Source organism: Halobacillus salinarum (assembly GCF_022919095.1).
Classification (GTDB): Bacteria; Bacillota; Bacilli; order Bacillales; family Halobacillaceae; genus Halobacillus_B; species Halobacillus_B salinarum.
The window spans coordinates 2,537,733-2,552,270 of sequence record NZ_CP095073.1 but is presented as its reverse complement, the minus strand read 5'-3'; the positions used below and the strand labels follow the sequence as shown (position 1 = coordinate 2,552,270).

13 protein-coding genes and 1 riboswitch are annotated in these 14,538 nt (G+C 42.8%); all 13 genes read right to left on the bottom strand.

Annotated elements, in window-relative coordinates:
- Positions 1-15: 15 nt before the first annotated feature.
- Entirely contained in the window at positions 16-906 is an 891-nt protein-coding gene (locus MUN89_RS13135; protein ID WP_244708264.1) for a glycine betaine ABC transporter substrate-binding protein, read from the bottom strand.
- A gap of 14 nt (positions 907-920) precedes the next feature.
- A complete protein-coding gene (locus MUN89_RS13130; RefSeq protein ID WP_244708263.1) occupies positions 921-1,751 on the bottom strand; it encodes an ABC transporter permease in 831 nt (276 codons plus the stop codon).
- Positions 1,752-2,951, bottom strand: coding sequence for a quaternary amine ABC transporter ATP-binding protein (locus MUN89_RS13125; protein ID WP_244708262.1), 1,200 nt, complete (start codon positions 2,949-2,951; stop codon positions 1,752-1,754).
- Between the two features lie 26 nt (positions 2,952-2,977).
- Positions 2,978-3,454 (bottom strand): thioesterase family protein, encoded by a 477-nt coding sequence (locus MUN89_RS13120; RefSeq protein ID WP_244708261.1) that lies wholly within the window; start codon positions 3,452-3,454, stop codon positions 2,978-2,980.
- Between the two features lie 14 nt (positions 3,455-3,468).
- Positions 3,469-4,431 carry a 3-hydroxyacyl-CoA dehydrogenase NAD-binding domain-containing protein gene (locus tag MUN89_RS13115; protein WP_244708260.1) on the bottom strand — a complete coding sequence of 321 codons (963 nt, stop codon included), beginning with the start codon at positions 4,429-4,431 and terminating at the stop codon, positions 3,469-3,471.
- Positions 4,424-5,326 (bottom strand): beta-keto acid cleavage family enzyme, encoded by a 903-nt coding sequence (locus MUN89_RS13110; RefSeq protein ID WP_244708259.1) that lies wholly within the window; start codon positions 5,324-5,326, stop codon positions 4,424-4,426. The genes MUN89_RS13115 and MUN89_RS13110 overlap by 8 nt, the downstream gene beginning before the upstream one ends.
- Before the next feature lie 781 nt (positions 5,327-6,107).
- Positions 6,108-6,644: a TetR/AcrR family transcriptional regulator gene (locus MUN89_RS13105; protein WP_244708258.1), complete on the bottom strand. Its 537-nt coding sequence runs from the start codon at positions 6,642-6,644 to the stop codon at positions 6,108-6,110.
- Between the two features lie 254 nt (positions 6,645-6,898).
- A complete protein-coding gene (locus MUN89_RS13100; RefSeq protein ID WP_244708257.1) occupies positions 6,899-8,179 on the bottom strand; it encodes an ABC transporter substrate-binding protein in 1,281 nt (426 codons plus the stop codon).
- Positions 8,180-8,376: 197 nt separating this feature from the next.
- Positions 8,377-9,369: a LacI family DNA-binding transcriptional regulator gene (locus MUN89_RS13095; protein ID WP_244708256.1), complete on the bottom strand. Its 993-nt coding sequence runs from the start codon at positions 9,367-9,369 to the stop codon at positions 8,377-8,379.
- 136 nt (positions 9,370-9,505) lie between these two features.
- On the bottom strand, positions 9,506-10,183 hold the full coding sequence (tenA, locus tag MUN89_RS13090; RefSeq protein WP_244708255.1) for a thiaminase II: 678 nt from the start codon (positions 10,181-10,183) through the stop codon (positions 9,506-9,508).
- 6 nt (positions 10,184-10,189) lie between these two features.
- Complete coding sequence (locus tag MUN89_RS13085; protein WP_244708254.1) at positions 10,190-11,470, bottom strand: acetylornithine deacetylase; 1,281 nt, start codon at positions 11,468-11,470, stop codon at positions 10,190-10,192.
- A 150-nt stretch (positions 11,471-11,620) separates the two neighbouring features.
- Positions 11,621-11,729, bottom strand: a riboswitch (TPP riboswitch).
- A 54-nt stretch (positions 11,730-11,783) separates the two neighbouring features.
- Positions 11,784-13,016 carry a Bcr/CflA family efflux MFS transporter gene (locus MUN89_RS13080; RefSeq protein WP_244713780.1) on the bottom strand — a complete coding sequence of 411 codons (1,233 nt, stop codon included), beginning with the start codon at positions 13,014-13,016 and terminating at the stop codon, positions 11,784-11,786.
- Between the two features lie 228 nt (positions 13,017-13,244).
- Complete coding sequence (locus MUN89_RS13075) at positions 13,245-14,531, bottom strand: M20 family metallo-hydrolase (protein ID WP_244708253.1); 1,287 nt, start codon at positions 14,529-14,531, stop codon at positions 13,245-13,247.
- Positions 14,532-14,538 lie beyond the last annotated feature (7 nt).

Below are 14,538 nucleotides of genomic sequence, written 5' to 3'. Positions count from 1 at the left end.
ATCGTAAGGCGTTCCTTATTTGCCCATCATTTTATTCACTTTATCCTGGTGATTGTTAATCCATTCACGGGCAACTTTTTCAGGGTCCTTGCCTTGGTCTTCTATTTCCACAATCATTTGCTCCACATCATCAATAGAGATGCTCCAATTTTTAAGGAATTCATAGGCTTCGGGAGCTTTTTCTTTGAGCTTGCTATTAGTCACAACTTCCACTGAAGAGGATTCAAAAAAGCCTTTGTCATTCTTCAGTACTTTTAAATCGTACTTGTTAAACATCGTGTGAGGGCGCCATCCGAAGAAAACGACTGGCTTTTCCTGTTTCATTAAACGATCGGCCTGCGCCAGCATACCGCCTTCTGATGAGTTAACTTGTTTCATATCCAACCCATAAGCCTCTATCATTTCGTTTGATTCTTTTGTAGCACTGGCTCCTTCTTCAATGCCATACATTTTGTTATTGAACTCACCTTCTTTTCCTTTCAAGTCGGAAACGGAGTTGATGTCTTTCATATAAGTAGGCACAACCCATCCGGTTTTCGCCTTCGGATAGCTGACAGCTGTCCGCTCAAGCTTATCTCCGAACTTTTTCATTTGGACCTTGTGCATAGGGAACCAGGCATCCATGAATACATCGACTTCCCCTCGGGACATTCCCATAAATACGCCACTGACATTTGCTTTTGTTTCTTTCACATTGTAACCCATGTCCTGTAAAATCAGACTGGCAATCTTAGTCGGAGGGACTGTGCTTGTCCAGGGCGTAACTCCGAAATTGATCGTCTTATCTTTACTACTACTGCTTTCAGCTTGCTCTGAGGAATTGTCTGCTCCTTCACTTTTTGCAGAACATCCCGCAGCCATTACAATCAACAATGCTGTTAACAAACCTAAAAATAATTTTTTCATCTTATTTCTCTCCTTTAAACTTTTTGTCCAAATCCTTGCGTAATTCGATCAAGCACGATGGCTAATACAACGATTCCCAGTCCGCCGGTTAATCCGAGTCCTACGTTGACTGTAGAAATTCCAGAAAGAACAGTAGATCCCAGGCCGGGAGCTCCGATCATCGACGCAATGACAGCCATGGACAGCGCAAGCATAATCGTTTGATTAATCCCTGCCATAATAGTAGGAACAGCCATAGGCAGCTGTACTTTAAACAACAGCTGTTTTTTTGTAGACCCAAAGGCTCTAGACGCTTCTACTACGTCTCCAGGCACCTGTTTGATGCCGAGACTTGTCATGCGTACTGCTGGAGGAGTAGCAAAGACAAAGGTAGAAATCACGGCTGGCACGCCTCCGAGTCCGAAAAGCAGAATGGCCGGAATTAAATAAACAAAGCTGGGAAGCGTCTGCATAAAGTCGAGAATCGGACGGACAATTTTATCAATCACCCGGTTTGTGGCGCTTAATATGCCCACTGGGACTCCAATAAGAATCGACAGCAGAGTCGATACAATGACGACCGCAATAGTCTGCATGGCTCCATCCCATAAATTGACAGACCCAAGATAAAGACAGCCGATTAAAGTAAACAGTGCCATGCCTTTCCCCGCTGCACGCCAGGCAAGCAATATAAGAACAATCGCAATAATTTCCGGAGGTATGGAAACGAGGGCATTCGTTACGGCATTAATGAAGGTAGAGAGGGCATGGCTGATATGATTGAAAAATCCTCCTAGTACAGGAATTAACCAATTATTCACAAAAGAATTTGTCCATTCTTCTAATGGAAGATGAAAGTAATTCATTTATACTTCGGCCTCCTCATTACTATTTTTCCCTAGCACTAAGCCGGAAAGAATGGAAACACGTGATATAATTCCTTCAAGTTTTCCTTCTTCGACTACGGCAATCGGGTAGTGGGTATCAGCAGCGATCCCAAGCAGATCGTTTAATGGTGTTGTCCTGCTGGTTGAATAAACATCCGCTTTTAAAACTTCTTCTAAGGAGATTTGTTCGTTGTAGGCACGGATTGCATCATCCACTGTCAATAAGCCTTTAAAACAATCGTTCTTATCGACAACGAAAATACTGGAAACCCCAGCTTCCTCCATTTTTCTGATCGCAACACGAGGACCATCCTTATACGTGGTTAGAACCTCTGGGCGCTGCATGACATGATGGGCTTCCAAAACCTTTGAACGATCAACATCTTTAACGAAGCTGGACACGTAATCATTGACAGGATTTTCTAAAATTTCTTCGGACGTGCCCACTTGAACGATCTCTCCATCTTTCATGATGGCTACTCGATCTCCAAGCTTTAAAGCCTCATCTAAATCATGAGTGATAAATAGAATGGTCTTGCCTAATTTCTTTTGCAAGTGGAGCAGCTCATCCTGCATCTCTTTTCGGATAAGCGGATCAAGGGCACTGAATGCTTCGTCCATAAGTAAAATATCTGTATCATTAGCAAGCGCCCGAGCCAGTCCCACTCTTTGCTGCATGCCACCGCTCAATTCATTCGGATAGCTGTTTTCATACCCTTTTAATCCGACGTCTTCAATTGATTTAAGTGCTTTTTTTTCCCGCTCATTTTTGTTTATACCTTGGATCTCCAAGCCGTAGGCAACGTTATGCAGGACGGTTCGATGAGGAAACAATCCGAACTTCTGAAAAACCATGCCCAGCTTTTTGCGCCTCGTTTCGATAAGAGAAGCTTGATTCATTTTTGTAAGGTCCTCACCGTCGATGTAAACCTCTCCAGCTGTAGGCTCGATTAAACGGTTTACAAGTCGGATTAACGTAGATTTTCCACTTCCGGATAATCCCATAATCACAAAAAATTCTCCTGGGTTTACTGAGAAAGACGCTTGGTTAACTCCTACGGTTAATCCGGTATTTTTCAATATTTCTTCCTTTGATTCTCCTTGATTCAAACGGTTCATTCCCTGCTTCGGGTGAGCACCGAAAATTTTCGTCATTTGGTGAACTTCGATCTTTTTCATAAACATTCTCCTCTTTCATTTAGGGACTAGGGTTTACGACGGATCCCAATTTGTCTCCCTATCTGTTTCGGCACATCCAAATGTTCATGTTTCCTTCTCAGTTTCAGAATGAATTCAGATATAGAACTTGGAAATGGAGCAGGGCTTCCTGAAGAAGTACTCATCCCCATTAGCATCTGCTCGCTGGTTGCAAGGATGTCCCCTTGAGTATTTTTCATTTCAAAGAAAACATGGAGCCGCTTTGCATCCTCATCGATCAACTGCATAGAAACATGAAGCTCTTCGTTTTTATGCGCTTCTTTTAAATACAATAGATGATTTTCTAAAGTGAACACTGTATATTGATGGTGCTCGCGGCTGCCTGCGTCCAACCCGATCTCTTCCATAAATCGGTCAACGGCTTGACTGAATACGACAGCGTAGGCGGCGTCGTTCATGTGCCCGTTATAGTCCACCCAGTCTTCTCTAACTTGAGTAGTGAATAAGGTGCTTGTCTCAAACAATTCCTTTACCTCCCCTAGATGTTTGCTTTTGCTTGGGATTCCTCCGGCCAATATTCTTCTACAAGCGCAAGAAGCTTAACTAAAAATTCATTTCGCTTTGCTTCTAGATCAGAAACGGATTGGTCTCCTGCATACTCTTCACATCCAGAGATGACCCGTTCTTTTAATTCCTCTGTTAGTTCAGGGGCTTTCAGCTTCGTCCAAGGAAGCTTTAAAGCTGGACCAAACTGTTCCAGCATATGACGCATGCCTTGCTCACCGCCGGCTAAATGGAAGGTAAGAAATGGTCCCATTTGCGCCCAGCGTAAGCCCGCCCCGTAGATAATGGCTTTATCTACTTCTTCTGTTGTTGCAATGCCATCATTAACTAAGTGAAGAGCTTCACGCCATAAGGCTTCCATTAATCGATCCGCGACATGGCCATCGATTTCTTTATGAATCGTCAATGGTTTCATGTCGATAGAAGAGAAAAAGCGGCCGGCCTGTTCAAGTGCTTTCTTATTGGTTTGTTCACCGCCTACTACCTCTACTAGTGGCAGTAAATAAACTGGATTAAACGGATGCGCTACAAAGAAGCGTTCCGGATGAATCATATCAGATTGCAAAATGCTCGGTTTTATTCCGGATGTGCTGGATCCGATCAAGGCATCCATTCTTGCATGCTGATCAATAGTATGCAGTACGCTTTTTTTCAGTTCTTCACGTTCCGGTACATTTTCTTGAATATAATCAGCACCAGACACAGCTTCTGCTAAGTCATCTTTAAAAAATAAGCGGTCTTTAGAAGCATTTGCCGCAAGTCCGCGTTCTTCCAGAGACGGCCATGCATGGTTCACCGCCAGTCTCGTTCTTTCCTCTGCACCTGCAGCAGGATCAAAAGCAGTAACCTCATACCCTTGGGATAGAAATCTTGCAATCCAGCCATTGCCAATCACTCCGGTGCCGATGACTGCTACTTTTTTAATGGATTCATTCATAGTTGTTTCCCCCTTGATGAGGATTTCTCAAGTTAAATTCTTCGCGCGCCTCTGCAGGACTGTACACTTCTAAACCATTGCTGTTAAGCATGCTGACAGCTTTATCTACCAGCTGATCATTTCTAGCTAAAACTCCTTTTTGTAAATAAATATTGTCTTCAAGCCCAACTCTTACATTTCCGCCAAGCAATGCGGACTGAGCAGCTATCGGCATTTGCATCCGTCCAATGCCAAATGCGGACCAGTGGGCGTTTTCAGGAATCCTGTTTTTCATATATAAGATGGTCTCAGCGTCTGCCTCTGCTCCCCACGGAATCCCCAGGCAGAATTGGAACATCGGTTCACCATCCACCAAACCTTCCTTTATTAATTGGTTGGCAAAACGGATATGGCCGGTATCAAAACATTCCAGTTCTGGCTTTACGCCGCTCTGTTGAACTAATTTGGCCTGTTCCCTCAGCCAGTCTGTCGGGCTCATGTAGATCATGTTTCCAAAATTGGTACTCCCGCAATCCAGGGTGCACATTTCTGGAAGCAGTTCCCCAACTGGCTGATGACGTTCATCAGGTCGCTGGATATCCGTTCCCTCTCCTCCGGCAGCAGGAGCAGCCAAATTAGGGATGAAATCTCCTCCGCCTCCTGAAGTAATGTTAATAATGACATCTGTTTCTGATTCACGAATCCGGTCCACGATTTCACGGTAATGATTTACATCATGGCTGATCCCTCCGGTTTGTGGATCACGAGCGTGTACGTGAGCGATGGATGCTCCAGCTTTTGCAGATTCAATGGCTGCATCAGCAATTTCCTTCGGTGTAACTGGTACATGCGGGTTTTTTTCTGTAGTATCTCCGGCTCCAGTTACAGCAGCTGTTAATAACACTTTCTGACTCACTGTTATTCCTCCTTAAAAAATCTATTTAAGCGATAATTGGCTTTTTCTGTTTTTACTATACCATCCAGACGGTTTTTTAACACAAATAAAACTGTACCATCCAGACGGTTTCCTTTCAACCTTCTCCCTCGTAAAAAATCAGCTGACGTTCCAAAAATTATTCTCTAATGCCCATTGTGAAAGGAATTAGACGTGTACAAAAAAACTAAATAAATTGTACATGCTGTGTTAATCAAACATTCGAATAAAAAAACCTCCATCCTGATTTAGGATGGAGGTTTTCAGCTTGTAGAGAAACCCCATGTTTTTCTACAATTTTTTTCTTACCGCCAGGAGCGATCGTCCCTTCCCTTTTCGAAGACACGCGCGCCCGAGCTTCCTCGCGAAACCCACGATCGGCAATCTCGGCTCACTCGTTCTTCCGCAGGAGTGAAAGGGACCTCGCTCCCTCTAGCTAGATGGAGGAGAGTCTTCTTCATATTCTGACAGGCAGATCGTTTGCTGATGGTTCTTATTCTGGGTACAGGTTAGGAGGAATGGACAAGCAGCACTTTGAGATAAGTCTGACTTGAAATGACGATGATCGAAATAGAAGAAACCTTCCGGCCTATTTTCCCCTATCAATAACCACTCTCCCGATCGGTCTCACTCCCTTTTACTTCTTTGGTTTTCTGGCACAAGTTCTTCAATCGTCACGATTTCCATTTCATTTTTTCGTGCTTTTCTTGAATGAAACAAAAAACCACCATCCTGATTTAGGATGTGGTTTTCGTGTCTATCGTTATTCTTCTGCCCAACTTTTTAACGTTGAATATACCTTATCTTTTTTATCTTCCTCAATTTGGTAAATATCAAACAGCTCTGATAACCAGATTCCATCGATAGCTAAACGTATGATCGTTGCCTTAACCGGGTCCAAGCCATCATTCTCAATCTCATGCTGCCAATTTTTATAAGCTTGACGAATGGGCTCAAGTAAATCCGAGTTCACCGCTTTGGCTGCAAGCAAACCTGCATTCATGTCTTTGTTTTCATAGCTTTGATTAAAGGTGACATCAAGAAAAGAGCGTGTCCACCTTCCTTTTTCCACCGGGTCCTGCTCAGCATTATTCTTAATTTTTTCCTGATAATTGCTGGCTAAATGTTCTACCATTCCCTTCACCAAAGCTTCTTTGGAAGGATAATGATAAAGCAGACCGCCTTTACTAATCCCAGCTTGTTCAGCTACAGCTTCCAAAGTCAGGTTAAAGATCCCGCGGTCACTTACAATTTTAGATGCTGCTGTAAGAATATCTATTTTTCTAGAATTCCTGCCCATAGCTATCTCCCTTATTAAAAAAATTCATCCTGATGATATGCACTATACTTTACTAGGTAGGGGACAGAGTTTCAACAATTATTGAGATTTACATAGTTCCCCAGCTGTACTGCCAGGGAATTGTCCGAGCAACCATGAAGAAGTGATTTTAAGTCAATGCTTGAATCTCAATAGTCATTCTCTCTTGTTATGATAGTTATTTACTTAAGAGAGCGGAAAAGACGCGTTCATTAACGGACGCGTCTTTTCGTAAATTAATTTCTCATTTCCTGCCATTTATTTTTTGAATCCTGCTCCAGTTCACTCCAGCTGATTTCACCGCTTAAGTATTTCTGGACGTTCGCTCCCAAGTAATCTCCCCATGTTCCAGGATAGCCAAGAAACACCCATCCGGTTGTTTTCTTATCCGATGCATACTGATAGATTTCTTTTGACAAAGGATCAGAAATATCGGAAGTGTTATATCCTTGATAAGCAGGTATGAATTTAAAGTCTTTAAGTACGGCTTTTTTTCCGGTTTCTGAGGTGTACATCCAGTCAATGAAATCTTTAGAAGCCTGAATGGTTTTTGCATCACTGTTTTTATTCACAGCCCAGTAATTAGGAATTCCAACAGGAAGCTTGCCTTCAAAACCTTTTACAGGGATCGGGATAATCCCCATTCCATTTTGAGCAAAGTCGGCATCCATTTGTTCAACGGAAGGATAAATCCAATTTCCCTGTTGAATTATTGCCACCTTCTGCAAAGAAAAATACTGTTCCACTTGCTGAGAGTAGTCAAGGTTCAAGGTTGGTTGAATTGAATAGCTGCTTTGCAAATCAATCATTCTTTGAAATTCTTTTCCTTTATTAAATTCAACGGTATCTGATTGAAATGCCTGAAGCACCTTCTGGTCAAATTGAGGCGCCAGATAAACATTAGATAAATGGTTGCCGGGTACCCATTTTTCTTTTGCAGGAAACGCGAAGACTGCATCAATTCCGAGTTGCTGCTTTTTACTGTCAAGCTTCTTGACAGCCTTTTCCAAATCCTCATAAGTCAGGATTTGCTTTGCATCGATTCCAGCTTTTTTGAATATTTCTTTATTATAGATCAATCCGTATCCTTCTTGATTGAACGGCAGGCCATGGACTTCTTCATCCTTTGATACAGGGTCAAGTGTTCCATCAAGTGCTTGCTCAGCTGCCTTAGTATCCGATAAATCAGCCAGATATTTGTCGTAAGTGGCGGCTTCGGTAGGTCCTGCAATACTAAATATTTCAGGTTCATCTCCGGAAGCAAATTTTGTTTTAAGTGAGCCTGCATAATCAGAACCGCCACCTACACTAGTGATTTTAATATCTACATTCGGGTTTTCTTTTTCATATTCTTTCGCAAGCTGTTTGAATTGGTCATTAAATTCTACTTTACCTTGAAATATTTCAATGGATAGATCATTTCCGGAAACATCAGCTGACCCACCTGAAGAAAATGAGCACCCAGCAAGTAAAACACTAGACAAACAAAGCGACGACAATAGTTTTATCCCTTTCATAAAAGATTCCTCCTCTAAGATATGATATCGGTTTCAGTTAACCACAAAAAATAACTTGCTTAAAGACTGTAGGGTTTATCTGTTATGTGTGATAACGGTTTCATAAATGAGTAAAAAATAATAGTCGTAATTACTATCTAGTATATTCAAATATGGTATCGGTTTCAAGGGTTGATTTTATTAGTTTATTTACAGCTTTACGTAGAGTTGCGGACGACTAACTCAACAGGAAGTTCCGGCATCTTATTTTCGGGTTCTGATTTATTCAGCAAAGAGAGAAGTACCTCTACTGCTTTTTGTCCCATCTGCTCAATAGGCTGGCGGATGGTCGTTAGTTTCGGGTCCAGCATTTCCGCGCTGGGCTGATCATCAAATCCGATGACGGCGATATCTTCCGGGACCTTCAAGCCGAGTTCCTTAGCCTGGATAATAACACCTGCTGCTATTTCATCGCTGCCTGTGAAAATAGCGGTGGGGTTGTCTTTGAGCTCTATGATATCTTTCATAACCTTTTTTCCATCCTCAATGGAATGCTTATTGATGAAAATCCACGAAGGGTTTAGAGGAATTCCTGCTTCCTCAAGGGCCTGTTGATACCCTTTGTTTCGATCTTTATCTTTACCGTCGTCAGCAAATAACCCACCGGTGCAATAGGCGATTTTCGTGTGCCCTTGATCAATGAAATGCTTGGCAGCTAAATACGCGCCTTTGGTTTGGTTGACACGTATCATCGGAATACTAGCTGAACTGAGATATTCATTGCAGAGGATAATCGGTCCGTATTTTGTAAAAGGCTCGATGGTGTTCCAGTCATTTTCAACCGCAGTCATAATAAGACCATCCACTTGTTTCGTTTTTAATAAGTTAAGAAAATAAACTTCTTTTTCTTTGTTTTCGTTGCTTTGAAACATGAGGACCTGGTAGTTGTTTTGAAAAGCGGTTTGTTCAATCGAAGCTAATAGATAAGAGAAAAAAGGGTTTGCGATCCTTGGTACAACAACACCGATCGTGCTTGTCAGCTGTCCTCTCAGCCGCCTGGCTGAAGGGTTTGGCTGGTAACCTAGTTCATCCATCGCTTTTTCGACCAGTTTTCTCTTTTCCTTGGAAATGTACGGATGGTTATTGATCACTCGGGATACGGTAGATTTGGACAAGCCGGTTAACTTAGCGACATCTGAAATCGTTGCCATCTTTATAACATCCTCTTTTATCAAAATGTGAAATCAGTTTCATGTACTATGATATCTTATTTGATGGAGCTTTTGCAAACGCTTCGATGAAATTGTAAAAGGCCCAAATGATTGATTTGGACCTTTTACTTAGGGTTCACGAACTGATTTCTTGCGGCCACATTTGTTTATCATACGCCATGTCCCAAAATAAATACTCCAGTTTACTGCAATGCACGAATATGGCTTCTAATTCTGCTTTTTCCCGCTCAGGTTTCTCTTCAGCCAGCTCGTTCATCAGCTGTTTCATTTGGCTTGCGAGCTGGCTGAATTCGTCGGAAGCATACATGTTAATCCAATCGCCATAGAATGGATGCTCGGTCGCACCCTCTGTTTGAGCTAAATTCAATCCGATGAAATTATAACTCCAAGTACACGCGAGAACAGAGGCCGCAACATCAGCCTCAGAGCCTTGATAGGATTTTTGAAGCATGTAGCTTGTATAAGCTGACAAGGTGGATGAAGGGGTACTGTTTTCCAGCTGTGTTCTTGTCATACCTAATTTTTCTGCGTATTGTCTGTGCAGCTCCATTTCTTCATTGAGGGTTGAATGCAGCAAATCAGAAAAGATAGTCATGACTTCTAAACGGCTCGCCTTTGCACTTCCTAACGCAAATACTTTACAGTAATCGATTAAATATAAGTAATCCTGTTCCATAAAGAATTGAAATTTATCCAGATCCAGGCTTCCTTTTCCAATTTCTTTAACAAACGGATGTTCTAAATACTTTTCCCAAATTGTACTTGTCTTCTCGAACAGCCGATCTGTAAACATGAGTCATCATCCTTTCTTTTCACTATTCAAAAACCAACGATATAAAAAAGCGACCATTGTTTTTGTAAACTGAAGAAGCTGAATTCTGTCGATAGATTCATTGACCGCATGAGCTTGTTCCAGGGTTCCAGGGCCATATAAAATCGTTGGTATACCTGCTTCTGCCAACCATCCTCCATCGGTCACAGTCGGCGACATGGAGAATTGTACAGGTGTTTGGTTCACAAGCTCGTGGGCATGAGCAAGCATCTCAACCCCTGTGTGATGACGGTCGACAGAAAAGGAAGGGAAAATCTCTCCTTTTTCTTCGATCATCGAGTTCCCTCCCCATTGAAATGCAGGAGGATGTTCTCTGAGCCACGGATCAGCTTGAACTACATGGGAAAGGTGCTCTTCGATTTCATGAACAATGTCGTTGTAGTTTTCTTCAGGATAATAATGAACTGTGACCCAAAGTCCGCACCGGTCCGCAATAAACGCAGGATGCCTGCCTCCTTCGATAACAGCAGGATTGATCGTATTGGACCCGGGAGGGAACCCTGGACTGCTTTTTGTAATAGCCCAATGCTTTTCAAGCTCCTGCAGCCCGCTTATTATTTTCATCATTTTTTCAATTGTACTTGCTCCGTGCACACCGCCTCCAGCATGGATCATCGATCGTCTGCTGGCATCGTGAAATGTTTCTGGGCTCTGAAGGATGATCCAACCTGTAATCACCCCTCCCTGACCTTGAATCATACAGTTGCTTGTATCTGCTACTAAGGCAAGATCAGCGTGATATCCATTTTCACAGCAGGATTTTGTGCCGGCTTCGCCAACTTCTTCTCCTGCCGCAGACTGCACATATACCGTGCCAAGCGGTTCAATCCCCCATTCATAAAGCAGTTTTAAGGCAAATAAAATCCCGGCCATTCCTCCTTTCATATCTGCCGTGCCGCGTCCGTAAATCTTTTCCTCCGTCACTGCACAGGTAAAAGGATCAAAATCCCATTGTTCATTTTCTTCAATAGCTGCTACATCCAGATGTCCATTCAGAATCAGGCTTCCAGCATTATCCTCATCCCTTCCGAGTTTTGTTCCTGCCACAATAGAATCTCCAGGATACAGCTCCCATTGTTCAATGGAAAATCCTATTTTCCTAAGGTAATCACTGACGTAATCCTGGGCTTCTGTGGTGTTTCTTGCAGGAGGACTTACAGTTGGATAGGAGATTAAGTCGGATAACAGCTGGTACAATTCATTCTCTCTTCTCTCCACTTCTGATAATAATTCAGTTAGTTCTTTCATTTATTCACCTCCATTTATAATAAGAAAAGTAATCATAACGACCGGCCTCTCTGTTTCGGGAGTTTATGACTCTGTTTATTTTCATGAAAAAAGCCCGCTCCTTTAACGAAGGAGCGAGCTGTAGATAAAAGTGTACAAGATTGCGGTTGCAAGTGGCTCGCTTCACTTCCTTACGCTAGTATGACCTAGATCAAGTAATAAGGGTCAAAGCTTTTGTGCTTTTCTCAGCCGAAAGTACGCGGCTCCCCTAGTGAAGGTATATAAGATTCCTGGTTTTTATTAGAACATAGAAGTTTACTGAGTACAAGTTCAGTTAGTTTTCATTCAATGATAGCTTATTAGATTTTTCTATTTGCATCTTCCCCGTTAAACTAAAGAAAACAATAGATCCAATCAACGCTGTTGTAAATAAAAGCGCCCCCATTGGCACGGCTGAAGACTCATTGATACCAACGAGTGGAGAGACGATCGAACCGAATAATAATGGAAGCATCCCTAATACGGCGCTGGCGCTTCCCGCACGATGTGCCTGGTGCTCCATAGCCAGAGTAAATGTACTCGTTAACACCATCCCCATGGAGGTCATATATATGAAAATCGGGATAACAAGCCCTGCAAGCGGCCCTTTTATGATAGTCATGATAAGGAGAACAAAAGTGGCACTAACAGCAGTAATCACTGCTGTTTTCAGCAGGTTCCGCTCATGAACGATGCCGCCTAACCTCCCTACAAGAAAACTGCCGGTTATTATGGCAAGCCCGTTAATTCCAAACAAGATACTAAACACTTGAGGAGAGACATGGTAAATCTCCTGATATACAAAAGGAGTGCCGGACACGTAAGCAAAGCTGCCTCCATGTACGAATCCAATCGTAAGTGCATATCCAATAAAGGAGCGGTCTTTAAGGAGACTTCCAATGGTTCGTAAGGAACTTCCGAGCGAGCTTGGAATCCTGTTTTCCTCGGGAAGTGTCTCTCTTAATTTCATGAAAATAACAAATACAATTAATAGACCAAGCAGGCATAGAAAATAGAAAATCGTGTTCCAAGAAGCAAAAGGAAGCAGTAAAATCGCTCCCCCGGTCATTGGGGCAATCATCGGCGCGGTAGCATTGATTACCATTAGAAGCGCAAAGAATTTAGTCAGTTCTCTGCCATCGAATACATCTCTTACTACAGCCCTTGATAGTACAATACCGGCAGAAGCAGTAAAACCCTGGATAAAACGTGCAGTAATTAACACGGTGATATTAGGGGCAAGGGCGCAGAAAAACGAAGCTGCGGCAAATAAAAAGATAAAGACGAGCAAAGGTTTTCTTCTTCCTTGTGCATCACTAATAGGTCCAACGACGATCTGTCCGACAGCAAGCCCGATCAAACAGGCCGTTAAGCTCAGCTGTACCAGCGAAGCGTTTGCATTCAAGTCTGATGCAATCCCAGGGAAGCTGGGTAAATACATATCAATATTCAGCGGTCCTAAGATCCCCAGCATCCCGAGAAGAAAAGCTAATCCTAGTCGTTCTTTACCGGTTGGATTATGTAACATAGCATTCAAACACCTTTCCAGCTTGTTTCCGTCAAGCACTCAGTTCACTTGATTCTAGCAAAGGTCCATTTTTTTTACAATATATTTGGATCCTGAACCCCCATAAAGCTTTCCAATCAGTACTTCAGCCGCAAAAAATCCGAACTATAATGAAGTCCCTCGACAGGGTTCACATCATAGTTCGGATTACTTTTTTATTGAGTCTCATTATACGTTTAAATGACGATGTTATGCATCAGCTGCCATAATTAACTCGACTGCTTGTTTTAAGACATGAACGGACTGGACACAGTCATCGAGCGAGGACCATTCATCCGGATTGTGGCTGATCCCCTGCTTGCTCCTTACAAACAGCATTGCCATAGGGAGGTGAGCTCCGAGCACCATCGCGTCATGTCCTGCTCCGCTTGGAAGAAAGTAAGTATTCAACCCACTTTTTTCTACAGCTTTTATCATCACTTTTTCAAGCTCATCATTGACAGGAATAGGCTTCACTTGATTCGTTACCTTGTATTCCATGGAAACCTCATTCTTTGCAGCCACTTTTTCACCCAGTTCAATAACCATTCTAACAAGCTGATCACGTGCGCTTTCATCTATATCACGAATATCAACAAATAATTCAACTTCTCCAGGAATGACATTTACACCATTCGGATGGTTGGAGATTTTCCCTATTGTAGCTACAGCTGTAGAGCTTACACGTTCAGGCAGTTTCTTTACAACATAAATAAATTCACTAGCAGCAACTAAAGCATCCTGGCGGTCATCCATCGGTGTGTTTCCTGCATGCCCTGCTTCCCCAGTAAATTGAAACTTAACCCAGCAAGGTCCAGCTATTCCTGTAACAATCCCGACGGGCAGATTTTCCTTCTCCAACCTTTTTCCCTGTTCGATATGAACTTCCAGAAATGCTCTCATCGTGTCGAACTGACGTGCTGCCAGGGGGATATTGTCTGCTGAAAGCCCATCGCTTCTTAATACGTTTTCAAAAGAATCACCGTTTAGATCCGTTAGTTCTTTTACGCTCTCGTCAAGATCTCCTACCATGGCTTTACTGCCGGTAAATCCCTGGTTAAACGTTGAACCTTCTTCATCAGAAAAGATGATCACTTCAAAAGGAGCTGGAGGCTTGAATCCGGTCTCTTTCCATGCTTCTACTACTTCTAGAGCGGCGAGCACTCCGAGAGTCCCATCGAAGTGACCGCCGTTTGGTACGGTATCTACATGAGAGCCGGACAGGACTGCTGGAGCATTATCATCTGCACCTTGAAGACGTCCTGACACATTCCCTGCCTCATCCTCTTTTACTTCAAGTCCTGCTTTCTTCATCCAATCGATCACGAGCCGTTTTGCTTCTCTTTCTTCTTTAGAAAAGCCAAGGCGGTGTGAGCCGCCGGAAGGGGTTAAGCCAATCTCTGACAGACGTGCCAGCCTCTCTGCCAGCCTTTTTCCACTCAACCCATTTTTATCAAGTGTTTGGTCATAATCTTTTAATAACAGCTGACTTTCCATTGGTGAT

Excerpts from the sequence above, each read along its gene's own strand:
- MUN89_RS13135 (WP_244708264.1), bottom strand. The coding sequence starts at position 906 with ATGAAAAAATTATTTTTAGGTTTGTTAACAGCATTGTTGATTGTAATG.
- MUN89_RS13130 (WP_244708263.1), bottom strand. The coding sequence starts at position 1,751 with ATGAATTACTTTCATCTTCCATTAGAAGAATGGACAAATTCTTTTGTG.
- MUN89_RS13125 (WP_244708262.1), bottom strand. The coding sequence starts at position 2,951 with ATGAAAAAGATCGAAGTTCACCAAATGACGAAAATTTTCGGTGCTCAC.
- MUN89_RS13115 (WP_244708260.1), bottom strand. The coding sequence starts at position 4,431 with ATGAATGAATCCATTAAAAAAGTAGCAGTCATCGGCACCGGAGTGATT.
- MUN89_RS13105 (WP_244708258.1), bottom strand. The coding sequence starts at position 6,644 with ATGGGCAGGAATTCTAGAAAAATAGATATTCTTACAGCAGCATCTAAA.
- MUN89_RS13100 (WP_244708257.1), bottom strand. The coding sequence starts at position 8,179 with ATGAAAGGGATAAAACTATTGTCGTCGCTTTGTTTGTCTAGTGTTTTA.
- MUN89_RS13095 (WP_244708256.1), bottom strand. The coding sequence starts at position 9,369 with ATGGCAACGATTTCAGATGTCGCTAAGTTAACCGGCTTGTCCAAATCT.
- tenA (WP_244708255.1), bottom strand. The coding sequence starts at position 10,183 with ATGTTTACAGATCGGCTGTTCGAGAAGACAAGTACAATTTGGGAAAAG.
- MUN89_RS13085 (WP_244708254.1), bottom strand. The coding sequence starts at position 11,470 with ATGAAAGAACTAACTGAATTATTATCAGAAGTGGAGAGAAGAGAGAAT.
- MUN89_RS13080 (WP_244713780.1), bottom strand. The coding sequence starts at position 13,016 with ATGTTACATAATCCAACCGGTAAAGAACGACTAGGATTAGCTTTTCTT.
- MUN89_RS13075 (WP_244708253.1), bottom strand. The coding sequence starts at position 14,531 with ATGGAAAGTCAGCTGTTATTAAAAGATTATGACCAAACACTTGATAAA.